This window comes from Citrobacter sp. Cb004, from assembly GCF_030337065.1.
GTDB classification, from domain to species: Bacteria; Pseudomonadota; Gammaproteobacteria; order Enterobacterales; family Enterobacteriaceae; genus Citrobacter; species Citrobacter braakii.
On sequence record NZ_JAOWCH010000066.1, the window covers coordinates 89,125 to 115,643 of the forward strand.

A 26,519-nucleotide genomic window follows, 5' to 3' on the forward strand; every position below is an offset into this window, starting at 1 on the left:
TCTTAACGGCTCCTGTTTAAGTTAAGACTTGGACTGTTCAGGCTGGCTACCGCTTGCACCTTGCTGGTTGTTATCAGCGGTGACTTCCTGCGCTTTTACCTGAGCGCCAGGACGTACTTTTTGCAGCCCAGTGACAATCACGCGGTCGCCCGGTTTAAGTCCATCAGTGACTAACCATTTGTCGCCAATCGCTTGTGCGGCAACAATTTGACGGGTTTCAACTTTGTTGTCTGCACCGATAACCAATGCACTGGCATCGCCACGCGGTGTGCGGGTAACGCCTTGCTGTGGAACCAGTAATGCAGTTGGGTTAGTCCCTTCTTCCAGACGAGCACGGACGAACATACCCGGCAGTAAGGTGTGATCCGGGTTAGGGAAGATTGCGCGTAACGTAATCGACCCGGTGGTTTGATCTACCGTGACATCAGAAAATTCCAGCGTACCGGACTGCGGGAATTTAATGCCGTCATTGGTCACCAGTTCGACTTTCGCTTTACCGTTTTCTTGCTTCAGCGTGCCGTTGGCCAACTCTTGTTTCAGGCGCAGGAAATCGTTGCTTGACTGCGTCACGTCCACATAGATGGGATCCAACTGCTGAACGGTTGCCAGTGCAGTTGCCTGACCGTTTTGCACCAGAGCGCCTTCAGTAACGGATGATTTACCAATGCGGCCGCTGATCGGCGACGTCACTTTGGTATAAGCCAGATTGATGCGTGCAGTTTCTACCGCGGCTTTCGCGGCGACAACGGAGGCGTTCGCCTGCTGTGCGTCTGCCAGTGCACTATCGTAATCCTGTTGACTGATGTACTTAGTACCCAACAGTTTCTGATAACGTTTGACCGTCAGTTGAGCGATATTTGCTGCGGCTTGTGCTTTTGCCAGATCGCCTTTTGCGCTTTCATAAGCGGCCTGGTAAGTAGCAGGATCAATCTGATAGAGAGATACACCCGCTTCGATGTCACCACCTTCCGTGAAGTTACGCTTCAGGATAATACCGCTAACCTGAGGACGAACTTCTGCAATGCGATACGCACTGGTGCGACCCGGGAGTTCGGTTGTTATCTGTAGAGGTTCAGTTTTGAGCGTAACAACTCCAACCTCTGGCATCTGCTGGCCCCCTTGTTGGGCCTGTTTGTCGTCACATCCTGTTAGCGCTAAGCTGCCTGAGAGCATCAGAACGACTGCCAGAGGCGTTAACCCTCTGTTTTTGTTCATATGTAAACCTCGAGTGTCCGATTTCAAATTGATCAATGGCTGAAAGCCCATAAACCCATTGCTGCGTTTATATTATCGTCGTGCTATGGTACATACATTCACAAATGTATGTAAATCTAACGCCTGTAAATTCACTGACCTATGGCACGAAAAACCAAACAACAAGCACAGGAAACTCGACAGCACATTCTCGATGTCGCTCTGCGTTTGTTTTCGCAACAAGGGGTATCATCCACCTCGCTTGCGGAGATCGCAGCAGCCGCTGGTGTCACGCGCGGCGCGATCTATTGGCATTTCAAAAACAAATCGGATTTATTCAGTGAAATCTGGGAGCTAGCAAAACCTAACATTGATGAGTTAGAGACTGAGTATCAGGCAAAATTCCCCGACGATCCACTATCAGTATTAAGAGAAATTTTAATTTACGTTCTTGAAGCTACCGTGACAGAAGAACGCCGACGTTTATTGTTGGAAATTATATTCCACAAATGCGAATTTGTCGGGGAAATGGCCTCAGTTCAGCTAGCTCAACGTAGTCTGTGTATTGAAAATTACGACCGTATCGAACAAACATTGCGGCACTGCATGAACGCCAACATGCTGCCGGAAAATCTGAACACGCGTCGCGTGGCGGTGCTGCTGCGTAGTTATGTTACCGGAATTATCGAGAACTGGTTATTTGCCCCTGAATCTTTTGATCTGAAAAAAGAGGCACGGGAATACGTCGCCGTGCTGCTTGAGATGTGTCTTCTCTGCCCAACCTTGCGGGTTAAGGTAGCGGAAACCTGTTAACTCTCTGGGTCCGCACCAGGAATTCTCCTGGTCATTTTGCCTCCTGCTATTCTGCCGGTCACAGCCGTGATATTCTTGCCGCTTGACTATTTTCGGTCACTTTTCCGGTTCAGAAACCTTCATTCTCATGACTATGTTGCAGCTCTATAAACGTTCACAGCATCTTATTGCTATTACCATTCTTTTCTTCATTCTTTTGCTATCCTGCCAGTCATCTGCATTTGCGCGGGCGCAACAGAGTGGTGAACTGCCGACGAAAGCGGATATTCAGAGCCAGTTAGACACGCTGAATAAACAAAAAGATCTCTCCGCACAGGATAAGCTGGTTCAACAGGATCTCATCGATACCATTGCCACGCTGGATAAAATCGATCGTGTGAAGGATGAAACCGTACAGCTTCGGCAAAAAGTTGCCCAGGCGCCGGAGAAAATGCGTCAGGCGACGGATGCGCTAAATTCGCTTAGCGATGTCGATAATGACGATGAAACGCGAAAAACGCTGAGTACGCTCTCCTTACGACAGCTTGAGTCGCGCGTGTCGCAGGTCCTGGATGATCTGCAAAGCTCGCAAAACGATCTGGCCGCTTACAACAGCCAACTAGTATCGCTGCAGACACAGCCAGAACGCGTACAAAATGCGATGTACACTGCGTCGCAACAGATGCAGCAAATCCGCAATCGACTCGATGGCACCACTGTGGGAGAGGCGGCTTTACGCCCCAGCCAGCAGGTGCTGCTGCAGGCGCAGCAAGCGTTGCTGAACGCGCAGATCGACCAGCAGCGTAAGAGCCTCGAAGGGAATACCGTTTTGCAGGATACCCTGCAAAAACAACGCGATTATGTGACGGCGCACAGTAACCGCCTTGAACACCAGCTCCAGCTCCTGCAAGAGGCGGTGAACAGCAAACGACTGACGTTAACCGAAAAGACGGCACAGGAAGCGGTAACGCCGGACGAAGCCGAGCGTATTCAGTCCAATCCGTTAGTGAAGCAGGAACTTGATGTTAACCATCAGCTCAGCCAGCGCCTGATTGCCGCGACTGAAAACGGCAACAGCCTGATGCAGCAAAATATCAAGGTCAAAAACTGGCTTGACCGCGCGCTGCAATCCGAACGCAACATTAAAGAGCAGATCGCCGTCCTGAAAGGCAGTCTACTGCTGTCGCGCATTTTATATCAGCAACAACAAACGCTGCCGTCGGCGGATGAGCTTGCCGATATGACCAACCGGATCGCCGATTTGCGTCTGGAGCAGTTCGAAGTCAACCAGCAGCGCGATACGTTGTTCCAGAATGATGCGTTTGTCGCCAAACTGGAAGAAGGACACAGCAACGACGTTAACCCTGAAGTCCATGATGCCCTGCTGCAGGTCGTGGATATGCGTCGTGAACTGTTGGATCAGCTAAATAAGCAGCTGGGCAACCAGTTGATGATGGCGATTAATCTGCAAATCAACCAGCAGCAGTTAATGAGCGTGTCGAAAAACCTGAAAGAGATCCTCACGCAGCAAATCTTCTGGGTTAACAGTAACCGTCCGATGGACTGGGACTGGATTAAAGCCTTCCCGCAAACCCTAAAAGACCAGTTTAAGTCGATGAAAATCACGGTGAACTGGGAAAAAGCCTGGCCCGCCGTATTTATTGCGTTCCTGGCAGGGCTGCCGCTGCTGCTTATCGCCGGGTTAATCCGCTGGCGTTTGAAGTGGCTGAAGGATTATCAGGCAACATTAGCCGCCGCGGTGGGTAACCTGCGCAATGACAGTCAGCTTAATACGCCAAAAGCGATTCTTATCGATCTCATCAGAGCCTTGCCGGCGTGTCTGATTATCCTCGCGGTGGGTCTGATTCTGCTGACTATGCAACTGAATATTAGCGACCTGCTGTGGGCGTTCAGTAAGAAGATGACCATCTTCTGGCTGGTGTTTGGTCTGTGCTGGAAGGTGCTGGAAAAAGATGGCGTGGCGATACGTCATTTTGGCATGCCAGCGAAGCAGACCAGCCACTGGCGTCGCCAGATTGTGCGTATTAGCCTTGCGCTGTTGCCGCTTAACTTCTGGTCGGTCATTGCTGAGCTGTCGCCGCTTAATTTGATGGACGATGTGCTTGGCCAGGTGGTCATTTTCCTCAACCTGCTGCTGATCGCCTTCCTGGTATGGCCAATGTGCCGCGAAAGCTGGCGTGACAAAGAGTCGCATGGTCTGCGTCTGGTCACTATTACCGTGCTGTCTATTATTCCGATTGCATTAATGGTGCTGACGGCGACAGGGTATTTCTACACCACGCTGCGCCTGGCGGGCCGCTGGATTGAAACGGTCTATCTGGTTATCCTCTGGAATCTGCTGTACCAGACGGTGCTGCGAGGGTTGAGCGTAGCGGCTCGTCGTATCGCCTGGCGTCGTGCGTTAGCGCGTCGTCAGAACCTGGTGAAAGAAGGGGCCGAAGGCGCAGAGCCGCAGGAAGAACCGACTATTGCGCTGGAACAGGTTAACCAGCAAACGCTGCGTATAACCATGCTGGTGATGGTTGCCCTGTTTGGTGTTCTGTTCTGGGCCATTTGGTCTGATTTGATCACCGTGTTCAGCTATCTCGACAGCATAACGCTCTGGCATTACAACGGCACCGAAGCGGGTGCGGCAGTGGTGAAAGACGTCACCATGGGCAGCCTGTTGTTTGCGATTATTGCGTCAATGGTCGCGTGGGCGCTGATCCGCAACTTACCCGGCCTGCTGGAAGTGCTGGTGCTCTCGCGGCTTAAGATGCGCCAGGGGGCTTCTTATGCGATCACCACGATCCTGAATTACGCCATCATCGCCATTGGTGCGATGACGGTCTTCGGATCGCTCGGCGTTTCGTGGGATAAGCTACAGTGGCTGGCCGCTGCTCTCTCGGTTGGTCTTGGTTTCGGCTTGCAGGAAATTTTCGGTAACTTTGTTTCCGGTCTGATTATTCTGTTTGAACGCCCGGTACGCATCGGCGATACCGTGACCATCGGTACATTCTCCGGAACGGTCAGCAAGATCCGTATCCGTGCCACCACCATTACTGACTTCGATCGCAAAGAGGTGATCATCCCGAACAAAGCATTCGTGACGGAGCGGTTGATCAACTGGTCGCTCTCCGATACCACCACGCGTCTGGTGATCCGCATTGGCGTGGCCTATGGTTCGGATCTGGACAAAGTGAAGAAGGTGCTGTTGCAGGCGGCGACAGAACACCCGAAAGTGATGCACGATCCGGAGCCTGCAGTGTTCTTTACCGCCTTCGGTGCCAGCACGCTGGATCATGAGCTGCGTTTATACGTGCGTGAATTGCGCGATCGTAGCCACACGGTTGATGAACTTAACCGGGCGGTCGATCGTTTGTGCCGTGAAAATGACATTGATATCGCCTTTAACCAGCTCGAAGTTCACCTGCATAACGCGAAAGGTGACACCGTGACCGAGGTAAAACGTGACATCATTAAAGGTGACGATCCGACGCCTTCGGTAGGTTAACAGAAATAATCATCAGGCCTGCGAGCTTCGATTCATTCGTAGGCCTGATAAGTGCAACGCCATCAGGTTCTCAGTTACAGCTCTTTTTTAGATAAAGAGAGCAGTTTCTTCTCATAATCCTGCTTCACAATCTCCAGTGCTTTCAGAACTGTTTCAGGCTCCATCTGATTCTCTTCAAGCAGGACAATCAAATCGACGGCCAGTTTGACTTCATCTGGGGCGTTCTCTAATGACATAAATTCTCCGGGGATTAGCGGGTTAAACGCGCCAGCACGTTATCTATTCTTGCCAGTGCATGACGACAGCGTGCCAGTCGTGCTTCGAATGCCTCTACTTCGCGATGCAGTTTTTGCTGTTCTTCAAAGCCCGTAACCTGTGCCAGGCGTTCTTTACGTTCACGCGTCATTTCAACCAGGCGGCGCTCAAACTCCTGGTGTTGAACTCGCTTACGCTGCCAGCGCGCCAGACCAGGAGAGGCGCTGTCCCACTCCCGGAGCGACCAACTGGCGGTTTCACGTGAAATCGCCTCTAACTGTGAGGCAAGGTGTTCCGTAAGCCAGGTAATTTGTGGTAGTTGTTGCTGTTCAACTGCGCGACGTAGAGCAGTGAGATTATCATCAGCTTCATCCAGACAGGCCTGTAGCAACGTGCTGCGGGTGTGAAACAGATGCCTGTCAAAGCGGGCGCTAAGCGTGGCATGGTGTGCCAGTGGGGCACAACGCTGCCGTAAGCGGGTAAGCTGGTTTTCGAGCGTCTGAAGCAGCATGACGGTTTTCACGACAACACTCCGATGAAAATGAGAACTGTTATGATAAAGTAGCGATTCTCTGTGTTAAGTATTCATATTATGCAACGCATTATTCTAATCATCATAGGCTGGATAGCGGTAGTGTTAGGAACGCTGGGCGTTGTATTGCCTCTGTTGCCGACAACGCCGTTTATCTTGCTGGCCGCCTGGTGTTTTGCTCGCTCGTCGCCGCGTTTTCACGACTGGTTGCTGTACCGTTCGTGGTTCGGCGGGTATCTGCGCCACTGGCAAAAACACCGCGCGATGCCGCCGGGAGCAAAGCCGCGCGCTATTTTGTTGATCCTGGTAACGTTTAGTATTTCACTGTGGCTGGTCAATATGATGTGGGTACGCGGCCTGCTGCTGGTTATTCTCGCCTGTTTACTTATTTTTATGTGGCGGATCCCGGTGATTGATGAAAAACAACAAAAGCAGTAAAGCGCAATAAACGCTGTTGCAATTGTCTCTCACAGCCAGTAAATTCGACCGTTTTCGAGCACAGGCGCAGGTGGTCAAAGGTTAAGCAAATATAACCTTGGCTCTTATACAGACACAAAATCATTCAAGATACGTCGAGGATGAAGTGTATAGTGCGCCGTGAAGTAATACTGTATTAATCAGGCACAAACTTATGACCGCGACTGCACAGCAGCTTGAGTTTCTCAAAAATAGCATCAAAAGCATCCACGATTACCCAAAACCGGGCATTCTTTTTCGTGATGTCACCAGTTTACTGGAAGACCCGAAAGCCTACGCCCTCAGTATTGAATTGCTGGTTGAACGCTACAAAAATGCGGGTATCACTAAAGTGGTTGGTACCGAAGCGCGTGGCTTCCTGTTTGGCGCGCCGGTAGCGTTGGGTCTGGGCGTTGGTTTTGTTCCGGTACGTAAACCCCGTAAGCTTCCGCGTGAAGTTATTGCTGAGAGCTATGAGCTGGAATACGGCACCGATCAACTGGAAATCCACGTTGATGCCATCAAACCTGGCGATAAAGTCCTGGTTGTGGACGACCTGCTGGCAACCGGCGGCACGATTGAAGCGACCGTGAAACTGATCCGCCGTCTGGGTGGCGAAGTGACCGATGCTGCATTTATCATTAACCTGTTTGATCTGGGTGGCGAGCAGCGTCTGGAAAAGCAGGGACTGACCTGTTATAGCCTGGTTCCATTCCCGGGCCACTAATTTCGGGCTATCTTATCTCGGCAGATTAATACCGAGACACACAACCTCGCCGTCGCTGCGAGGTTGTGTTAGCATTATCTCCCTGTGAATCCACCCTCCAGCCTTTCAGAGCCTGCCAATGAGTTATCAGGTCTTAGCCCGAAAATGGCGCCCACAAACCTTTGCTGACGTCGTCGGCCAGGAACATGTGCTGACGGCACTGGCGAACGGCTTGTCGTTAGGGCGTATTCATCATGCTTATTTGTTTTCCGGCACCCGTGGCGTCGGGAAAACGTCAATCGCCCGTTTGCTGGCGAAGGGATTAAACTGTGAAACCGGCATCACCGCTACGCCGTGCGGCGTGTGTGATAACTGCCGTGAAATCGAGCAGGGGCGCTTTGTCGATCTGATTGAAATCGACGCCGCCTCACGCACCAAAGTCGAAGACACCCGTGACCTGCTGGATAACGTCCAGTACGCGCCAGCGCGCGGTCGCTTTAAGGTCTATTTGATTGACGAAGTGCACATGCTGTCGCGCCACAGTTTTAACGCCTTGCTGAAAACGCTCGAAGAGCCGCCCGCGCACGTTAAGTTCCTGCTGGCGACCACCGATCCGCAGAAACTGCCGGTGACTATCCTGTCGCGCTGTCTGCAATTCCATCTTAAAGCGTTGGATGTCGAACAGATTCGCCATCAACTTGAGCATATCCTCAAAGAAGAGCATATCGCCCATGAGCCACGTGCGCTGCAACTGCTGGCTCGCGCCGCGGACGGCAGCCTGCGCGATGCGCTGAGCCTGACCGATCAGGCGATCGCCAGCGGCGATGGTCAGGTCTCGACCGACGCGGTCAGCACCATGCTTGGCACGCTGGACGACGACCAGGCGCTCTCGCTGGTTGAAGCGGTTGTGGCTGCGGACGGCGAACGCGTTATGACGCTGGTGAACGATGCCGCCGCGCGCGGTATTGAATGGGAAGCGCTACTGGTTGAGATGTCGGCTCTGCTGCATCGTATCGCCATGGTTCAGCTTTCACCTGCCGCACTCGGCAGCGATATGGCCGCTATTGAACAGCGTATGCGCGAACTGGCGCGAATCGTCCCGCCAACCGATGTGCAGCTTTACTACCAGACTCTGTTAATCGGGCGCAAAGAACTGCCGTATGCGCCGGACAGGCGAATGGGCGTTGAAATGACGCTGCTACGTGCGCTGGCTTTTCATCCGCGCATGCCGCTCCCGGAACCTGAAGCCCCACGACACTCGTTTGCCCCGGTCGCACCCACTGCGGTGATGAACCCGACGCAGGTGCCGCAGCAGCAGCCTGCGGCAGCGCAACAGCAACAGAATGTGCCGCTCTCCGATGCTACCAGCCAGGTGCTGGCGGCACGCAGCCAGCTGCAACGCGCTCAGGGAGCAACCAAACCAAAAAAGAGTGAACCGGCAGCCGCTTCCCGCGCGCGGCCGGTGAATAATGCTGCGCTGGAAAGACTGGCTTCGGTGTCGGAACGTGTTCAGGCGCGTCCAGCGGTCTCTGCACTGGAAAAAGCGCCAGCGAAGAAAGAAGCGTATCGCTGGAAAGCGACCAATCCTGTTGCAGAAGTCAAAGAAGTCGTCGCTACGCCGAAAGCGCTGAAAAAAGCGCTTGAGCATGAAAAAACGCCAGAACTGGCGGCAAAGCTGGCGGCTGAGGCCATCGAACGTGACCCGTGGACCGCACAGGTAAGCCAGCTCTCGCTGCCTAAACTGGTGGAGCAGGTGGCGCTTAATGCCTGGAAAGAAGAGAATGGCAACGTGGTTTGCCTGCATCTGCGTTCCACGCAGCGACACCTTAACTCCAGCGGCGCGCAGCAAAAACTGGCCGAAGCATTGAGCTCCTTAACGGGGTCAACGGTTGAATTGACCATCGTTGAAGATGATAATCCAGCGGTGCGCACGCCGCTGGAGTGGCGTCAGGCCATTTATGAAGAGAAACTCGCGCAGGCGCGTGAGTCGATTATTGCGGATAATAACATTCAGACGCTGCGTCGTTTTTTCGATGCGGACCTGGACGAAGAGAGTATTCGCCCCATTTGATCGTCAGCCATTACGGTTTGACGGTCGTCATCCCTTAACGTGATTGAGAGAGAAGCCTATGTTTGGTAAAGGCGGTCTGGGTAACCTGATGAAACAGGCCCAGCAGATGCAAGAAAAAATGCAGCAGATGCAGGAAGAAGTCGCCAAGCTGGAAGTGACCGGCGAATCTGGCGCGGGTCTGGTAAAAGTAACCATCAACGGCGCGCATAACTGCCGTCGTGTGGAGATCGATCCAAGCCTGCTGGAAGACGACAAAGAGATGCTGGAAGACTTGGTTGCTGCGGCATTCAACGACGCCGCGCGCCGTATTGAAGAGACGCAGAAAGAGAAGATGGCCTCTGTTTCCTCCGGAATGCAGCTGCCGCCTGGCTTTAAGATGCCGTTCTGATGCAAACCAGCCCGCTGTTAACTCAGCTTATGGAAGCTCTGCGCTGTCTGCCGGGCGTTGGCCCGAAGTCTGCGCAGCGCATGGCGTTCACGCTGCTTCAGCGCGATCGCAGCGGCGGGATGCGTCTGGCGCAGGCGTTAACGAAGGCGATGTCGGAAATCGGCCACTGTGCCGATTGCCGCACATTCACAGAACAGGACGTCTGCAACATCTGCTCGAACCCGCGTCGCCAGGAAAACGGTCAGATTTGCGTGGTGGAGAGTCCGGCGGACATCTACGCCATTGAGCAAACCGGGCAATTTTCCGGACGTTACTTCGTGCTGATGGGACACCTGTCGCCGCTGGACGGTATTGGCCCTGATGATATCGGGCTGGATCGTCTTGAGCAGCGGCTGGCATCTGAGCAAATCAGCGAACTGATCCTGGCGACCAATCCCACGGTCGAAGGAGAGGCGACCGCCAACTATATTGCTGAGCTTTGCATGCAATATGACGTTGAAGCCAGCCGTATCGCCCATGGCGTTCCGGTTGGTGGCGAGCTGGAAATGGTCGATGGCACCACGCTGTCGCACTCTCTGGCAGGACGACACAAGATTAAATTCTGAACAAACGGAGGCCGCGACGGCGGCTTCCGCTTGAAATCCTTCCCGCTTGTCCCCATTTCACCCTCAACCTGTTTTTACCATTGAAAATGGCATTGTTGAGGTAGACCTACATGAAAGGACAAGAAACTCGTGGTTTTCAGTCAGAAGTAAAACAGCTTCTGCACCTGATGATCCATTCTCTGTATTCCAATAAAGAAATCTTCCTGCGTGAGCTTATCTCTAACGCCTCGGATGCGGCAGACAAGCTGCGTTTTCGCGCACTGTCTAACCCGGACCTGTATGAAGGTGACGGTGAGCTGCGTGTGCGTGTTTCCTTCGATAAAGATAAGCGTACGTTGACCATTGCCGATAACGGCGTGGGGATGAACCGTGATGACGTTATCGATCATCTGGGGACCATTGCGAAATCCGGTACTAAATCTTTCCTTGAATCCATGGGATCCGATCAGGCGAAAGACAGCCAGTTGATCGGCCAGTTCGGGGTTGGCTTCTACTCTGCGTTCATCGTGGCGGATAAAGTCACCGTGCGTACCCGCGCAGCGGGCGATAAACCGGAAAATGGTGTGTTCTGGGAATCTGCGGGTGAAGGTGAGTACACCGTTGCCGACATCACCAAAGACGATCGCGGCACCGAAATCACGCTGCATCTGCGCGAAGGCGAAGACGAGTTCCTTGATGACTGGCGCGTACGTTCCATCATCAGCAAATATTCCGACCATATCGCGCTGCCGGTAGAGATCGAAAAATCCGAAGAGAAAGACGGCGAGACCGTAGTTTCCTGGGAAAAGATCAACAAGGCGCAGGCGCTGTGGACCCGTAACAAGTCGGAAATCAAAGACGACGAGTACAACGAATTCTACAAACATATCGCGCACGACTTCACTGATCCGCTGACCTGGAGTCATAACCGTGTGGAAGGTAAGCAGGAGTACACCAGCCTGCTGTACATCCCGTCTCAGGCTCCGTGGGATATGTGGAACCGCGATCACAAGCATGGTCTGAAACTGTACGTTCAGCGCGTGTTCATTATGGACGACGCCGAGCAGTTTATGCCGAATTACCTGCGCTTTGTGCGTGGCCTGATAGATTCTAACGATCTGCCGCTGAACGTTTCTCGTGAGATCCTGCAGGACAGCACCGTCACCCGTAACCTGCGTAGCGCGCTGACCAAACGCGTACTGCAGATGCTGGAAAAACTGGCGAAAGACGACGCAGAAAAATACCAGACCTTCTGGAAACAGTTCGGCCTGGTGCTGAAAGAAGGCCCGGCGGAAGACAACGCTAACCAGGAAACGATCGCTAAGCTGATGCGCTTCGCGTCCACGCACACTGACTCCTCCGCACAAACCGTGTCGCTGGAAGACTACGTGTCGCGTATGAAAGAAGGGCAGGAGAAAATCTACTACATCACCGCAGACAGCTATGCGGCGGCGAAGAGCAGCCCGCACCTGGAACTGTTGCGTAAGAAAGGCATCGAAGTGCTGCTGCTTTCTGACCGTATCGATGAGTGGATGATGAACTACCTGACCGAGTTCGACGGTAAGGCATTCCAGTCCGTAGCCAAAGCTGACGAGTCCATCGACAAGCTGGCGGATGACGTTGACGAATCGGCAAAAGAAGCGGAAAAAGCGCTGACGCCGTTCGTTGAGCGCGTGAAAACCCTGCTGGGCGATCGCGTAAAAGAAGTGCGTCTGACTCACCGTCTGACCGACACGCCGGCCATCGTTACCACCGATGCGGACGAAATGAGCACCCAGATGGCGAAACTGTTCGCTGCTGCTGGCCAGGCCGTACCGGAAGTGAAATATATCTTTGAACTCAACCCGGACCACGTGCTGGTCAAACGCACGGCGGATACCCAGGACGAAGCACAGTTCAAAGAGTGGGTTGAACTGCTGCTGGATCAGGCGCTGTTTGCTGAACGCGGCACGCTGGAAGATCCAAACCAGTTCATTCGTCGTATGAACCAGTTGCTGGTGTCCTGATAGCCGTAAGGTAATGCCGGATGACGCTAACGCGTGTCCGGCTTACACCATCTCGTCGATCCCTGGCAGGATACGGTGTTTACACCGCGATCCGGCATTTTCTCTCCTCATTTTTAATTTTCCCACCGTTAACCGTTTCAGCGTCGGGCGTCTTCCTTGAGCCAATTGCGTGATGGTGGTATCGTTTAGCGCTTTTTAAAAAATATCGACAACCTTTAAGGGGATTTTCGTAATGCGTATCATTCTGCTTGGCGCTCCGGGCGCGGGTAAAGGAACTCAGGCTCAGTTCATCATGGAGAAGTATGGTATTCCGCAAATCTCCACCGGTGATATGCTGCGTGCTGCCGTGAAATCTGGCTCCGAGCTGGGCAAACAAGCGAAAGACATCATGGACGCCGGTAAGCTGGTGACTGATGAGCTGGTGATCGCGCTGGTAAAAGAGCGTATTGCTCAGGAAGACTGCCGTAATGGTTTCCTGCTTGATGGCTTCCCGCGTACTATTCCGCAGGCTGATGCCATGAAAGAAGCAGGCATCAACGTGGACTACGTTCTTGAATTCGACGTTCCGGACGAGCTGATCGTTGACCGTATCGTGGGTCGTCGCGTACACGCTGCTTCTGGCCGCGTTTACCACATCAAATTCAACCCGCCTAAGGTTGAAGGCAAAGACGACGTAACCGGCGAAGAGCTGACCACCCGTAAAGACGATCAGGAAGAGACCGTACGTAAGCGCCTGGTGGAATACCATCAGATGACCGCTCCGCTGATCGGCTACTACTCTAAAGAAGCGCAGGCGGGTAACACCAAATACGCGAAAGTTGACGGCACCCAGGCTGTGGCTGACGTTCGCGCAGCGCTGGAAAAAATCCTCGGTTAAGTTTTAGCGCAGTCAATGCCGGATGGCGGTGTCAACACCTTATCCGGCCTACGATTTTATGTAGGCCTGATAAGCGCAGCGCCATCAGGCAAATTCTCGTCTTACCTTTCACAGCAATTAGTTCTTCTTTATCGCTTTTCCGCTACAATTATCAACAATTTGAATCGATAAGAGGCGGTAATGCGTCAGACGAAAACCGGTATCCTGCTGGCAAACCTCGGCACTCCCGATGCCCCAACCCCCGAAGCCGTTAAGCGCTACCTGCGCCAGTTTTTAAGCGATCAACGCGTAGTCGATACGTCACCTGCGCTGTGGTGGCCGCTGCTGCGTGGAGTGATTTTGCCGCTGCGTGCGCCACGTGTGGCAAAGCTGTACCAGTCAATCTGGATGGAAGACGGTTCCCCGCTGATGGTCTACAGCAAGGCGCAACAGCAGGCGCTGGCACAACGTCTGCCAAATACGCCTGTCGCGCTGGGGATGAGCTACGGTTCACCGTCGCTTGAAAGCGCGGTCGATGAACTGCTGGCAAGCGGAGTTGAACACATGGTGGTGTTACCGCTGTACCCGCAATATTCCTGTTCTACCGTGGCGGCGGTCTGGGACGAACTGGCGCGAATCTTAGCGCGTAAACGCAGTATTCCTGGCATCTCATTTATTCGTGATTACGCCGATGACAGCAGCTACATTGATGCGCTGGCCAAGAGCGCCCGTGATTCATTTGCTCAACATGGTGAACCCGATTTGCTGCTGCTTTCCTACCACGGCATTCCGCAGCGCTACGCCGATGAAGGCGATGACTACCCGCAGCGCTGCCGCGATACGACTCGTGAGCTGGTTTCAGCGCTTGGCTTGCCGCCGGAAAAAGTGATGATGACCTTCCAGTCTCGCTTTGGCCGTGAACCGTGGTTAACGCCATATACCGATGAAACGTTAAAAATGCTGGCGGAGAAAGGGACCCGACATATCCAGGTCATGTGTCCGGGCTTCGCGGCTGATTGTCTCGAAACGCTGGAAGAGATAGCGGTGCAAAACCGGGAGATTTTCCTTGAGGCAGGCGGTAAGCAATATGAGTATATTCCGGCGCTGAATGCCACACCGGAACATATCGAAATGATGGTTAAACTGACCGCAGCCTACCGTTAAAGCTGCGCTCTGAAGTAACGCGCGCCCTCCCGCAACGCATCGTCGGCGGTTTTCATCATCCGCGAATAGTGCAGGAAGGCGTGCAACGTGCCGGGGTACATTTTGTACTGGCAGGGCTGCTGATGCGCCTGTAGCGTCTGGAATAATAAGCGGCTATCGTCAATCAGCGGATCAAACTCCGCACCGGCGATAAAACACGGCGGTACGTCGCGCGTCAGGTCGTTATTAAACAGGCAATAGTACGGTGATTCACGATCGTCGGCGCTACGCAGGTACGCGTTTTCGTACATCTGCAGATCCTCGCGGGTTAAACCATCCCAGGCGCCGCCCATTAGCCGTCGGCTCAGTGAATCCTGCAGGCCGTAAAGCCCATACCACAACAGCACGCCAGCCACCTTGCCGCAGGCAATGTGTTTATCCCGCAACCACAACGCGCTGGCAAGCGCCAGCATGGCCCCGGCGGAATCGCCCGCAAAACCAATATGATTCACATTAAGGGAATAATCGCCAGCGTGCTGATAAAAGTACTGACAGACGGCGACAATCTCTTCGATGGCTTGCGGGTAGCGGGCCTCTGGCGCAAGCGAATAGTCGATGCCAATGATCGTGCACTGCGTATAGTGCGCCAGTAAACGCATAATGCGATCGTGGGTATCCAGATTACCGAGAATAAAACCGCCGCCGTGCAGATAATATAGCGTCGCCTGGCTATGGGGCTGCGGAGCGTAAATTCGTGTGGCAACGGGGCCGCATGCGGTGGAAATAACACATTCTCGGGTATTCATCTGTGGGGCATCGGCATTCCACAACTGCCGTTCATGAATGTAGTGTTTACGCTGGGCCACGAAGTCATTGGCAGCGGGCCACGGCGGTAAATCTTCGCGATGAAAATTCACCACACTTTTCATTTCATCCGAAATGTTGTCGAGTACGGGGATCTTGTTTTCCGGCTTCATAAAGCGCTCCTTGTGAAGGTGAGTTATTGTAGAAATTCATCCCGGATAAACTGCGATCTCACCGTCCGATATTGAAACTCAGCGCCGCATCGCATGCGCAGCGGGGAATGTGCTACCATGCATCGCTCAGCTAACCACCCGTAAAATCGACCATGAAATTTCCCGGTAAACGTAAATCCAAACACTATTTCCCCGTCAGCGCGCGCGATCCGTTGCTGCAACAAATTCAGCCAGAAAATGAAACCAGCGCAGCCTGGGTGGTGGGTATTGACCAGACGCTGGTGGATATTGAAGCCAAAGTTGATGATAACTTTGTAAAACGTTATGGATTAAGCGCCGGGCACTCTCTGGTGATTGCAGATGATGTCGCTGAAGCGCTCTACCAGGAACTGGTGCGTGAAAATTTGATCACCCATCAGTTTGCGGGCGGTACTATCGGTAATACGATGCACAACTACTCCGTGCTGGCGGATGACCGCTCGGTGCTGCTGGGTGTGATGTGCAGCAATATCGAGATTGGCAGCTATGCGTACCGCTATTTATGCAATACCTCCAGTCGTACCGATCTGAACTACCTGCAGGGCGTAGATGGACCGATTGGTCGCTGCTTTACGCTGATTGGCGAGTCCGGTGAGCGTACCTTTGCAATCAGCCCTGGGCATATGAACAAGCTGCGGGCGGATAGCATCCCTGAATCGGTGATTGCCGGAGCGTCCGCGCTGGTGCTGACGTCCTATCTGGTGCGCTGCGAGCCGGGCGAGCCAATGCCGGAAGCGACCATGAAGGCGATCGAATTTGCTAAAAAACACAATGTACCGGTGGTACTGACGCTGGGCACCAAATTTGTCATTGCCGATAATCCGCAGTGGTGGCAGGCATTCCTGAAAGAGCATGTCTCAATTCTGGCGATGAATGAAGAAGAGGCCGAAGCGCTGACCGGCGAAAACGATCCGCTGCTGGCGTCCGACAAGGCGCTGGATTGGGTGGATCTGGTGCTGTGCACAGCGGGTCCGGCGGGTCTGTATATGGCGGGCTTTACGGAAGAAGAAGTCAAACGTAAAACCCAGCATCCGCTGCTGCCTGGGGCCATTGCCGAATTCAACCAGTACGAGTTTAGCCGCGCCATGCGCCATAAAGATTGTACCAATCCGCTGCGTGTGTATTCGCACATCGCACCGTATATGGGCGGGCCAGAGAAGATCATGAATACCAACGGCGCTGGTGACGGCGCGCTGGCGGCATTACTGCATGATATTACCGCTAACAGCTATCACCGCAGCAACGTGCCTAACTCCAGCAAGCACAAGTTCACCTGGCTGACCTATTCGTCGTTAGCCCAGGTGTGTAAATATGCGAATCGCGTGAGTTATCAGGTGCTGAACCAGCATTCCCCGCGCCTGACGCGCGGTTTGCCGGAACGCGAAGATAGCCTCGAAGAGTCGTACTGGGATCGTTAAATCATGCACATGCCGGATAAGCGATAGCGTCATCCGGCAACGACATCAGCCTGTAACGACCACCTCACCAGCAGGCGGCGTTTCAATCAGCTCCAGCATGGTACGGGCGATTTCACGCTCACCCATGACGACCTGATTGGCGCCGCGTTCGGTAATGTATTCCACCTCGTCGTCATAATGCGCGCGGGCGATAATCTCAATCGACGGGCTCTTCTCGCGTGCTGAAGCGACAATTTCACCCGCTTCATAGCCATTGGGAATGGTCAGCAGCAGCCAGCGTGCGCAATCCAGATGCGCCAGATTCATAATTTCTTCGTTGGCGGCATTTCCCAGCACCGCGCGGATCCCGCGCTCGCGCAGTTCATCCACTCGGGTGCGTGAGGTTTCGATAACTACCAGCGGGATCCCCGCAGCCATCAATTTCTCGCCCAGCAGGCTACCGACGCGCCCAAAGCCAACCAGCAGGGCGTGATTGCAGATATCCACCGGAATTTGCTTCTCTTCTTCAATAGCCTCTTCCAGCGTCTGTTCTTCCAGCGTTTCTGTTTTGGCGAGATATTTTTCTAACACCGCGAACAGCACCGGGTTAAGCATGATGGACAGGATCGCCCCCGCCAGCACCAGATTCTGTCCGGCCTGCGGCAGCAGGTTTAACGCCATGCCCAGACCCGCCAGGATAAAGGCAAATTCACCAATCTGCGCCAGGCTGGTGGCAATGGTGAGCGCTGTGCGTTGGGAGTGACCAAACAGGCGCACCAGGAAATAGGCGGCAAGGGATTTACCAAAGATGATAATCGCCAGCGTGCCCAGCACCGCCAGCGGCTGCTGAATCAGAATCATGGGATCAAAGAGCATCCCGACGGAAACAAAGAACAGTACGGCGAACGCATCGCGCAGCGGTAGGGTGTCATGCGCCGCACGGTGACTCAGTTCAGATTCGTTCAGCACCATGCCGGCGAAGAATGCCCCCAGTGCAAAGGAGACATCGAACAGCTCCACTGCGCCAAATGCGATACCTAATGCGAGGGCGAGGACTGACAGGGTAAACAGTTCGCGTGAGCCGGTTGCGGCGCTACGGGCCATAATCCACGGCACCAGGCGACGACCAACCAGCATCATAATTGCGATAAACGCCACCACCTTACCGATGGTAATGCCCATATCTACGGCCAGCGAGGCAAAGCCGACATCTTCTTTTTCCAGCATTCCAGCGACGGCTGGCAGGAGAACCAGCGTCAGCACCATCATCAGGTCTTCGACAATCAGCCAGCCAATGGCGATTTGCCCGCGCTGACTGTCAATGAGCTGCCTTTCTTCAAGCGCACGCAATAGCACCACGGTACTGGCGGTTGAAAGACACAGACCAAACACGATCCCTACCATCAGCGACCAGCCCATCACCGCTGAAAGCGCCATGCCCAGCAGCGTTGCCACCGCTATCTGGGCAATCGCGCCGGGAATGGCGATAGACTTTACCGCCATCAAATCCTTCAGCGAAAAGTGCAGCCCCACGCCGAACATCAGCAGGATTACGCCAAGCTCGGCCAGTTCAGGCGCTAGCTTGGTATCAGCAACAAAACCAGGTGTAAATGGACCGGCCAGAACGCCCGCTAACAGATATCCCACCAGAGGAGAAATACGTAGTTTATTGGCAATCATGCCTAATATAAAAGCGAGCACAAGGCCGCCGACAATGGTGGTGATAAGCGGGGTGGCGTGATGCATTCCGTCTCCTTTGGTTGCTGTGATAATCCTGAAAACTCAAACGACGAGTAATAGTTTATGACAATTTTGATGTTTTTGTTTGTGAATAATTATTGAATTTTGATGAAAATAGGATTTTAGACGTAAAAAAGCACGGATCGGAAAAGTACAGCGGTATGTGAGAGGCAAAGGCTGATGGCTACTGTAAGTCTGACGGCCAAAATTTACTTTTGGCCGTCAGAAAATCAGGCTTTATGTCGGTTATCAGGTAAGAATATGGTCAGTATCCCCAGTAGTGGCAGGAAAGCACATATTTTGTAGACCAAATCGATGCTGGTATGGTCGGCAATCAGCCCTAACACCGCGGCTCCCAAGCCGCCCATGCCGAAGGCAAAACCGAAAAATAGCCCAGAAACCATGCCGATACGGCCAGGAAGCAGTTCCTGCGCGTAGACCAGAATGGCAGAAAACGCCGATGCGAGGATAAAACCAATGATCACGGTTAAAATCCCGGTCCATTCCAGCGTTGCGTAGGGTAAAAAGAGGGTAAAGGGTGCTACGCCGAGGATAGAGCCCCAAATAACATATTTTCTGCCAATTTTATCGCCCAATGGTCCACCAATCACCGTCCCGGCTGCGACGGCAAACAGGAAGGCAAACAGGTGAAACTGGGCATTTTGTACCGATAATCCGAATTTTTGCATCAGATAAAAGGTGTAATAGCTGCTGATGCTCGCCATATAGAAGTATTTGGAGAAAATCAGCACCAGCAGGATGCTTACCGCCAGTACCACTTTATTCCGTGGTAACGGATTCACGATGGCGACTTTCGGTTTTCCTTTACTCATCCGGTGCTGCGCAGCATACCAACGGCTGATTTGCGCCAGAACGACAATCGCTAATAACGCAGCCAGCACAAACCAGGCCACATTACCCTTACCATATGGCGCGATGATGACAGCCGCCAGTAACGGTCCCAGAGAGCTACCGAAGTTGCCGCCAACCTGGAAAATTGACTGGGCAAGACCGTGACGACCGCCGGAGGCCATTCGCGCCACGCGGGATGATTCCGGGTGAAATACCGAAGAGCCGGTACCAACCAGCGCTGCGGCGAGCAGGACCATATGGAAACTGCCAGCCATGGCCAGCAAAACAAGCCCACTCAGCGTGAAGCACATCCCAATGGGCAGCGACCACGGCATTGGGTATTTATCCGTCCAGTAACCCACAACCGGTTGCAGCAGTGAGGAAGCAAGCTGGAAGGTCAGGGTAATCATCCCTATCTGCATAAACGTCAGCGAGAACTCTGACTGCAATAGCGGATAAATCGCCAGGATCAGCGACTGGATCATATCGTTTAGCAGATGGGAGAGGCTGATTGCCCCTAAAATGCCAAATGAGGTGCGTGCTTTAGCAACCGACGCTGACGCGCCAGCCACTGGCTGGGTTGGTTCACTTATTGCCATAGAAAGTCACTTCTGTTTGGGTTGCGATTATGAGGGTAATCTAATTTGTTATTATTACCTGACTAACATACCTGCGGAAGGTGTTTGAAGGAAGTCTCATTTCTGAAAACATTTTCGGCTATTATTTTCAGTAGCTGTAATTTTATGCCCGAACTAATTCGACTTACAGGTAGGCGGCAAACGCGAGAGTCCCAGGAGCTTACTGCATAAGCGACAGGGGGAAGTGAGCGCAGCCAACGCACATGTAATTTGAAGGATAACGGGTATGGCGGTTGATATTGAGTCAGGGAGTGAAATATGAAGTTTTTAAAACGGGGCGTGGCGCTGGCGTTATTAGCCGCATTTGCGCTGGCAGGTCAACCTGCACAGGCGTACGAAAAAGATAAAACCTACAAAATTACCATTCTGCATACCAACGATCATCACGGTCACTTCTGGCGTAGCGAATACGGTGAATACGGGCTGGCGGCACAAAAAACGCTGGTGGACGGTATTCGTAAAGAGGTGGCTGAGGAAGGAGGCAGTGTACTGCTGCTTTCCGGTGGCGACATTAATACCGGCGTACCGGAGTCTGATCTGCAGGATGCGGAACCTGATTTTCGCGGAATGAACCTGATTGGCTATGATGCGATGGCGGTCGGAAACCACGAGTTTGATAATCCGCTTAGCGTATTGCGCCAGCAGGAAAAATGGTCCAAATTCCCGTTTCTCTCGGCCAATATCTATCAGAAAAGCACCGGCGAGCGTTTGTTTAAGCCGTGGGCCATCTTTAAGCGCCAGGATTTAAAAATTGCCGTACTCGGTTTAACCACTGACGATACGGCGAAAATTGGCAACCCAGAGTTCTTTACCGATATTGAGTTCCGTAAACCTGCTGATGAAGCCAAACTGGTTATCCAGGAACTGAATATGGGGGAAAAGCCGGACATCATTATTGCGACCACCCATATGGGACATTATGACAATGGCAATCACGGCTCGAACGCGCCTGGCGACGTAGAAATGGCGCGCAGCCTGCCGGCGGGATCGCTGGCAATGATTGTGGGTGGTCACTCGCAGGATCCGGTATGTATGGCCGCGGAAAACAAGAAGCAGGTTGATTACGTACCGGGTACGCCGTGTGCGCCAGACAAGCAAAACGGGATCTGGATTGTGCAGGCGCATGAGTGGGGGAAATACGTGGGGCGGGCGGACTTTGAGTTCCGCAATGGCGAAATGAAAATGGTTAACTACCAGCTCATCCCCGTCAACCTGAAGAAAAAAGTGACCTGGGACAACGGTAAAAGTGAGCGCGTACTCTACACCCCGGAAATTGCAGAAAATCAGCAAATGCTTTCTCTGCTGACGCCGTTCCAGAATAAAGGTAAAGCGCAGCTCGACGTGAAAATTGGTAGCGTCAATGCGCGCCTCGAAGGCGACCGTAGCAAAGTCCGTTTCGTGCAGACCAACATGGGGCATTTACTGCTGGCTGCGCAAATGGCGCGAACCAGCGCTGATTTTGGCGTGATGAGCGGCGGCGGTATCCGTGACTCCATCGAAGGCGGTGATATCACCTATAAGAGCGTGCTGAAAGTGCAGCCGTTCGGTAACATCGTGGTGTACGCCGACATGAGCGGGAAAGAGGTGATTGACTATCTGACCGCCGTGGCACAAATGAAGCCGGATTCCGGGGCCTATCCGCAGTTTGCCAACGTCAGCTTCGTGGCGAAAGACGGCAAGCTTAACGATTTGAAAATTAAAGGCGAACCCGTTGATCCAGCCAAAACCTATCGCATGGCAACGCTGAGCTTCAATGCCACCGGCGGCGATGGCTATCCGCGAATTGATAACAAGCCAGGCTATGTGAATACCGGGTTTATTGATGCGGAGGTGCTGAAAGAGTACGTGCAGAAGAACTCACCGCTCGATGCCGGTGCGTATGAGCCGAAGGGCGAGGTAAGCTGGCAGTAACAGGGCAATTTGGGGCATCATTTTATCCGCTCCTCCGGGCCGCCCTTCATGGCGGCCCAATAATCCTACTTATTACCTCTATGCTCCGGTTCCTGCGCGCTGGCCGAGTCCAAACTGTCTTCACCAATCACACCCTGTAATCGCAGTAGGCTCAATCGCCGTATCACCGGGCAAAAGACAATTAATCACGGCGTGCGATATCGGCGAATTTCGCATCCAGAATTTTCGCCAAATCGCCTGCTGCCAGTTCAATATCCAGCCCGCGTTTGCCGCCGGACACATAAATGGTGTCAAACGTCTGGGCGGGAGCGTCGATGAGCGTCGGCAATCTTTTTTTCTGCCCCAGCGGGCTGATGCCGCCTACCAGATACCCGGTGGTTCGCTGCGCGATCATCGGATCGGCCATATCGACCTTTTTGGCTCCCAACGCCCTGGCGACCTTTTTGAGATCCAGTTGACCGGCTACCGGCGTAACGGCAACCGCCAGGTGCTTCATATCGCCATTCACGGCAACCAGTAGCGTTTTGTAGACCTGGTCCGCATTCAGACCTAACTTGCGTACCACTTCGTCACCAAAGTTCGTCTCGGACGGATCGTGATCGTAGGTGTGGATCTGAAAAGAAATTTTGTTTTTTTCGAGTAATTTAACGGCGGGTGTCATAGCAATTTTCCTGGCCCAGACAAAATACGACACAAGCATACGCCTGATGTCTGTCTAAAAAATAGTACCATCTTGCGCAATAGTGTTGGCAGGATGATGACTTTGAGCGACAATCGAACTACACCGATGCTTTAAGCGTCGGGATCATAATAATGATGAAATTCCTCTTTGACGGGCCAATAGCAATATTGGCCATTTTTTTACCGTAACATCTCCGGCAAATTTCCTTCTCCATACAAATGCAGCGCACCAACGGCCACGACATAGTGCCCGGCAGGCATCGCCCTGAGTCGATCGCGCCAGGCCGCATTACGCTGATGCATTAAAACGTCATACAGCGACTGGCTAAAAGTATTGGGTAGAGTGAGTTCGCTATTGAGTGGCGGCGTTTTAAGCCACCAGCCCATCATCTGTTGTAGCAGTCTGGCATTGGTATGCCAGTGCGTCAGGGTATCGTCCAGTAGAGCCAGTCCGTTATCGGGTAACTGACACAACAGCTCGATTTGGCTGGATGCGCCTTCCAGCTCGATTATGGGTTTATGCACCTGTTTTGCCGCATTCAGAAGTTGGTAATCAATGCCGTATTCTGCCCGCAACCCCAACTGCTGCGCCTGCGTTGCCTGCAAGACCATGGCGATTTGCCACAGCGGCTGGGTAGACAGCAGGGAAGGGGAAATACCCAGCTCGTCGGTGACTTTGTGCAGATTATCTAGCAACTCTGGGCTGATGCGTTCTTCCAGTGCGGCAAAGGTCGGAAGGTTGGCAAACGGCGCGTCGTCGCCGGAAACATCGGCTTCGACAATGAGCGCATCGGCACGCTGGAGCTTTTTGAGTAATTTGGCAGGCAGAGGCGCCATATCGCGGCTGCCCATGTGAATACTGCCAATCAGATGAAAATGGCGGTTACCGGACAAGGAGATGTCGATGGCAGGCCAGGTATAGTGGTTGCCGCGTAGCGCGGTGAAAAATGATTTTACCCGGTACAACAGATCCATACGGCCTCCCTAAGTAGACTTCCATGCTAGCGCGTGGTCCTGGAAGGTGCAAATACACTTCATCATTCCCTCAGCCTCTTTATTGGCAGCGTGCAAAAACCCCAGTCACATAGTTGGCTATGCTCCTGGGGTTTTTATACTTGCCGCCTTGAGGCAACGCGAATGATTTGGTGCTCCGTTCAGAGCGTCATCCGGTAAAGGCTTACTCTTTAGGTTTGAAGCGCAGCAGTCGGTTAGCGTTGCTCACCACGGTAATGGAGGAGAGCGCCATCGCCGCCCCGGCAACGACCGGGTTGAGCAGCGTTCCGGTGAACGGCCACAAAATCCCGGCGGCAACGGGGATACCGATGCTGTTATAGATAAACGCGCCGAGCAGGTTCTGCTTCATATTGCGCAGCGTTGCCCGGGAGATAGACAGCGCATCGGCAACGCCCATCAGGCTATGGCGCATCAGCGTAATCGCGGCGGTTTCAATCGCCACATCGCTGCCGCCACCCATGGCAATCCCTACATCAGCCTGAGCCAGCGCAGGCGCATCGTTGATACCGTCACCGACCATGGCAACCTGACGCCCCTGGCTCTGCAGACGTTTAATCGCCTCGGCTTTACCGTCAGGCAGAACGCCAGCAATCACCTCATCAATACCCGCCTCTTTGGCAATGGCGTTGGCGGTCGTTGGGTTGTCGCCGGTGAGCATCACCAGACGATACCCGGCGCGGTGCAGACGCTGGAGCGCTGCCACGCTGTCGCTACGCAGAGGATCACGTACCGCTAACAGCGCTGCCGCTTTACCGTCAATCGCTAACAGTACCGGAGTTGAGCCTTGGGAAGCCTGAGCGGTGATTTCAGCCTCCATTTCAGTGGTATCTACCTGCTGTTCATTGAGCAGCGCCTGGTTTCCCAGCAGCAGCGTATGACCTTCCGTTTCGCCACTGACGCCTAAACCGCGCAGCGTACGGAAACCGTTGACCTGCGGCAGCGTGACATCACCTGCTTTGTCCAGAATCGCCCTGGCTAACGGGTGGCTGGAACCCTGTTCAAGGGCCGCTGCCAGACGAATTGCCAGCGCTTCGTCGGTATTGCCAAACGTTTTGATGGCGACAACCTGTGGTTTGCCTTCAGTTAGCGTCCCGGTTTTATCAAACACGATGGTATCGAGCGTGCTGGCGCGCTGCAGCGCATCGGCATCACGTACCAGCACCCCAAATTCAGCGGCGCGCCCGACGCCGGAAATAATCGACATCGGCGTTGCCAGACCCAGCGCACAAGGGCAGGCAATAATCAGGACGGTGGTGGCGATTACCAGCGTATAGACAATCTGCGGCGCCGGTCCAAAGAAATACCAGATAGCCGCACTGACTAGCGCAATGGCGACCACGACCGGAACGAACACCGAGGAGATGCGGTCGGCCAGTTTGCCAATTTCCGGTTTGCTGCTTTGCGCCTGGCGCACCATACGAATAATGCGCGACAGCGTGGTGTGACTGCCAACAGCGCTGGCGCGGAACAGCACGCTACCGTCCTGTACGACCGTACCGGCGTGGACGCTATCGCCTGCGCCTTTTTGCTGTGGAATCGGCTCCCCGGTCAGCATGGCCTCATCCAGCCAGGCTTCACCCTGAGTGATTTCGCCATCAACCGGAACGCGGTCACCGGTGGTCAGGCGCAGTAACATTCCAGCCTGCACCTCTGCCAGCGGCACGTTCTTTTCACCTTCGTCAGTGACGACACGTGCGGTCGGCGGTGTCAGATCGAGTAGTTTTTCCAGTGCTTTAGACGAGCGTTGGCGAGCCCGCGCTTCCAGCATGTGTCCGAGGTTAATCAGACCGATAATCATGGCACTGGCTTCATAATAGAGGTGTCGCGCTTCCATCGGGAACCATTGTGGCCAGAGGTTGACGCTCATGGAATAGAGCCATGCCACCCCCGTACCCAGCGCCACCAGCGTATCCATGGTCGCGGTGCCGTTCATCAGGCTTTTCCACGCATTGCGGTAAAAGTGACCGCCCGCGAAAACCATCACGGCAAGCGTTGCCAGACCAATCATCAGCCACAGGCTGCGGTTGTCGTCGCTCACCATCATGTTGTCGCCAATCATGCCCCATACCATGACCGGGATACCCAGGAGCAGCGCGACGGCTGCCTGCCAGCGAAAACGTTTCATGGTTGCCACGGCGGTTTCTTGCTGACGCTCGCGACGCTTAGCATCATCTTCAATCGCTTCTGCGCCGTAGCCCGCTTTTTCAACCGCCTGTACTAAATCTGCGGCGGAGGCACTGCCCATTACCAGCGCAGTGCGTTCCGCCAGGTTTACCCGTGCCTGCGTGACGCCCGGTACACTTTGCAATGCATTTTGTACGCGGGTCACACAACTGGCGCAGCTCATGCCGTTTAACAGCAACTGTTGGCTGTCATCATCAGCCGTAGCTGCCGGAAGCTCGGAAGGGACCGCTGCCAGTGCTTCCGACGGGATTGATGACTCCGTCAGCGGTTTAGCCTTTGGGTGGCTTAACTCCGCGCCGTAACCGGCTTGTTTGATGGTTTCAATCAGCGCTTCTGCGCTGGCGCTCCCGGTAACATGCGCTTCTGTCACGGTGACATCCGCTTGCTCAACGTCCGGACGTTGTTCCAGACTTTCTTTAACGCGTTTTACGCAGTGACCACAGGACAGGCCGTCCAGGGTTAGATCGATTGTTTGAGACATAACCAACTCCTTTTTTGCAGGATTAACTGACTGTGATAAAGGTTAAACCTTCCAGCAAGGGGAAGGTCAAGGGCGTTTTTAGAAAAGGTGAAAAAAGGGTGTAAAGGG

General features: G+C 53.6%; 21 protein-coding genes and 1 other annotated feature. Of the genes, 12 read left to right on the forward strand and 9 right to left on the reverse strand.

Annotation, left to right across the window (positions count from 1 at the left end; genetic code table 11):
- Positions 1–21: 21 nt before the first annotated feature.
- The gene (gene acrA / locus OGV65_RS17715; protein WP_094760920.1) at positions 22–1,215 is read right to left on the reverse strand and encodes a multidrug efflux RND transporter periplasmic adaptor subunit AcrA; all 1,194 of its coding nucleotides are present in this window, start codon (positions 1,213–1,215) and stop codon (positions 22–24) included.
- 141 nt (positions 1,216–1,356) lie between these two features.
- Between acrA and acrR the strand changes: the two genes are divergently transcribed.
- Positions 1,357–2,007, forward strand: a complete 651-nt coding sequence (gene acrR / locus OGV65_RS17720) for a multidrug efflux transporter transcriptional repressor AcrR (protein WP_047501902.1) — start codon at positions 1,357–1,359, stop codon at positions 2,005–2,007.
- A gap of 127 nt (positions 2,008–2,134) precedes the next feature.
- Positions 2,135–5,500 carry a mechanosensitive channel MscK gene (gene mscK, locus OGV65_RS17725; protein WP_047501900.1) on the forward strand — a complete coding sequence of 1,122 codons (3,366 nt, stop codon included), beginning with the start codon at positions 2,135–2,137 and terminating at the stop codon, positions 5,498–5,500.
- Positions 5,501–5,574: 74 nt separating this feature from the next.
- On the opposite strand, the gene rsmS is transcribed toward mscK, so the two are convergent.
- Positions 5,575–5,736: a pleiotropic regulatory protein RsmS gene (gene rsmS / locus OGV65_RS17730; RefSeq protein WP_016155875.1), complete on the reverse strand. Its 162-nt coding sequence runs from the start codon at positions 5,734–5,736 to the stop codon at positions 5,575–5,577.
- A 14-nt stretch (positions 5,737–5,750) separates the two neighbouring features.
- Positions 5,751–6,278, reverse strand: coding sequence for a primosomal replication protein N'' (gene priC / locus OGV65_RS17735; protein WP_286455286.1), 528 nt, complete (start codon positions 6,276–6,278; stop codon positions 5,751–5,753).
- A gap of 69 nt (positions 6,279–6,347) precedes the next feature.
- Here priC and OGV65_RS17740 point away from each other — a divergent pair, with 69 nt between their 5' ends.
- The 8 genes from OGV65_RS17740 (at position 6,348) to hemH (ending at position 14,518) form a co-directional block, all read left to right on the forward strand.
- Complete coding sequence (locus OGV65_RS17740; protein ID WP_029139439.1) at positions 6,348–6,725, forward strand: DUF454 family protein; 378 nt, start codon at positions 6,348–6,350, stop codon at positions 6,723–6,725.
- A gap of 193 nt (positions 6,726–6,918) precedes the next feature.
- Complete coding sequence (gene apt, locus OGV65_RS17745; protein ID WP_006685676.1) at positions 6,919–7,470, forward strand: adenine phosphoribosyltransferase; 552 nt, start codon at positions 6,919–6,921, stop codon at positions 7,468–7,470.
- Between the two features lie 118 nt (positions 7,471–7,588).
- Complete coding sequence (gene dnaX / locus OGV65_RS17750) at positions 7,589–9,520, forward strand: DNA polymerase III subunit gamma/tau (protein WP_286455287.1); 1,932 nt, start codon at positions 7,589–7,591, stop codon at positions 9,518–9,520.
- Positions 8,853–8,917 (forward strand) — a sequence feature (DnaX frameshifting element). Its footprint overlaps the gene before it by 65 nt.
- A 58-nt stretch (positions 9,521–9,578) precedes the next feature.
- Entirely contained in the window at positions 9,579–9,908 is a 330-nt protein-coding gene (locus OGV65_RS17755; RefSeq protein WP_003021764.1) for a YbaB/EbfC family nucleoid-associated protein, read from the forward strand.
- Positions 9,908–10,513: a recombination mediator RecR gene (recR, locus tag OGV65_RS17760; protein ID WP_016152082.1), complete on the forward strand. Its 606-nt coding sequence runs from the start codon at positions 9,908–9,910 to the stop codon at positions 10,511–10,513. The genes OGV65_RS17755 and recR overlap by 1 nt, the downstream gene beginning before the upstream one ends.
- A gap of 110 nt (positions 10,514–10,623) precedes the next feature.
- On the forward strand, positions 10,624–12,498 hold the full coding sequence (htpG, locus tag OGV65_RS17765; RefSeq protein WP_016152083.1) for a molecular chaperone HtpG: 1,875 nt from the start codon (positions 10,624–10,626) through the stop codon (positions 12,496–12,498).
- 232 nt (positions 12,499–12,730) lie between these two features.
- Positions 12,731–13,375: an adenylate kinase gene (adk, locus tag OGV65_RS17770; protein WP_003021773.1), complete on the forward strand. Its 645-nt coding sequence runs from the start codon at positions 12,731–12,733 to the stop codon at positions 13,373–13,375.
- Positions 13,376–13,555: 180 nt separating this feature from the next.
- Positions 13,556–14,518 carry a ferrochelatase gene (gene hemH, locus OGV65_RS17775; RefSeq protein WP_016152084.1) on the forward strand — a complete coding sequence of 321 codons (963 nt, stop codon included), beginning with the start codon at positions 13,556–13,558 and terminating at the stop codon, positions 14,516–14,518.
- Here hemH and aes read toward each other — a convergent pair.
- Positions 14,515–15,474, reverse strand: a complete 960-nt coding sequence (gene aes, locus OGV65_RS17780; protein WP_286455288.1) for an acetyl esterase — start codon at positions 15,472–15,474, stop codon at positions 14,515–14,517. The genes hemH and aes overlap by 4 nt on opposite strands.
- Positions 15,475–15,626: 152 nt before the next feature.
- Here aes and gsk point away from each other — a divergent pair, with 152 nt between their 5' ends.
- Positions 15,627–16,931 carry an inosine/guanosine kinase gene (gene gsk, locus OGV65_RS17785; RefSeq protein ID WP_016152086.1) on the forward strand — a complete coding sequence of 435 codons (1,305 nt, stop codon included), beginning with the start codon at positions 15,627–15,629 and terminating at the stop codon, positions 16,929–16,931.
- A gap of 45 nt (positions 16,932–16,976) precedes the next feature.
- Here gsk and ybaL read toward each other — a convergent pair whose 3' ends face one another.
- Both ybaL and fsr read right to left on the reverse strand, forming a co-directional pair.
- Positions 16,977–18,656, reverse strand: a complete 1,680-nt coding sequence (ybaL, locus tag OGV65_RS17790; protein ID WP_047501892.1) for a YbaL family putative K(+) efflux transporter — start codon at positions 18,654–18,656, stop codon at positions 16,977–16,979.
- A gap of 224 nt (positions 18,657–18,880) precedes the next feature.
- Positions 18,881–20,101, reverse strand: a complete 1,221-nt coding sequence (gene fsr / locus OGV65_RS17795; protein WP_016155879.1) for a fosmidomycin MFS transporter — start codon at positions 20,099–20,101, stop codon at positions 18,881–18,883.
- Positions 20,102–20,398: 297 nt separating this feature from the next.
- Here fsr and ushA point away from each other — a divergent pair, with 297 nt between their 5' ends.
- Complete coding sequence (gene ushA / locus OGV65_RS17800; protein ID WP_016155880.1) at positions 20,399–22,051, forward strand: bifunctional UDP-sugar hydrolase/5'-nucleotidase UshA; 1,653 nt, start codon at positions 20,399–20,401, stop codon at positions 22,049–22,051.
- 181 nt (positions 22,052–22,232) lie between these two features.
- On the opposite strand, the gene ybaK is transcribed toward ushA, so the two are convergent.
- From ybaK to copA, 3 genes are all read right to left on the reverse strand, one after another.
- The gene (gene ybaK, locus OGV65_RS17805; RefSeq protein ID WP_016152092.1) at positions 22,233–22,712 is read right to left on the reverse strand and encodes a Cys-tRNA(Pro)/Cys-tRNA(Cys) deacylase YbaK; all 480 of its coding nucleotides are present in this window, start codon (positions 22,710–22,712) and stop codon (positions 22,233–22,235) included.
- A gap of 200 nt (positions 22,713–22,912) precedes the next feature.
- A complete protein-coding gene (locus tag OGV65_RS17810; protein ID WP_286455289.1) occupies positions 22,913–23,707 on the reverse strand; it encodes a TraB/GumN family protein in 795 nt (264 codons plus the stop codon).
- Positions 23,708–23,909: 202 nt separating this feature from the next.
- Complete coding sequence (gene copA / locus OGV65_RS17815; protein ID WP_104651315.1) at positions 23,910–26,411, reverse strand: copper-exporting P-type ATPase CopA; 2,502 nt, start codon at positions 26,409–26,411, stop codon at positions 23,910–23,912.
- Positions 26,412–26,519 lie beyond the last annotated feature (108 nt).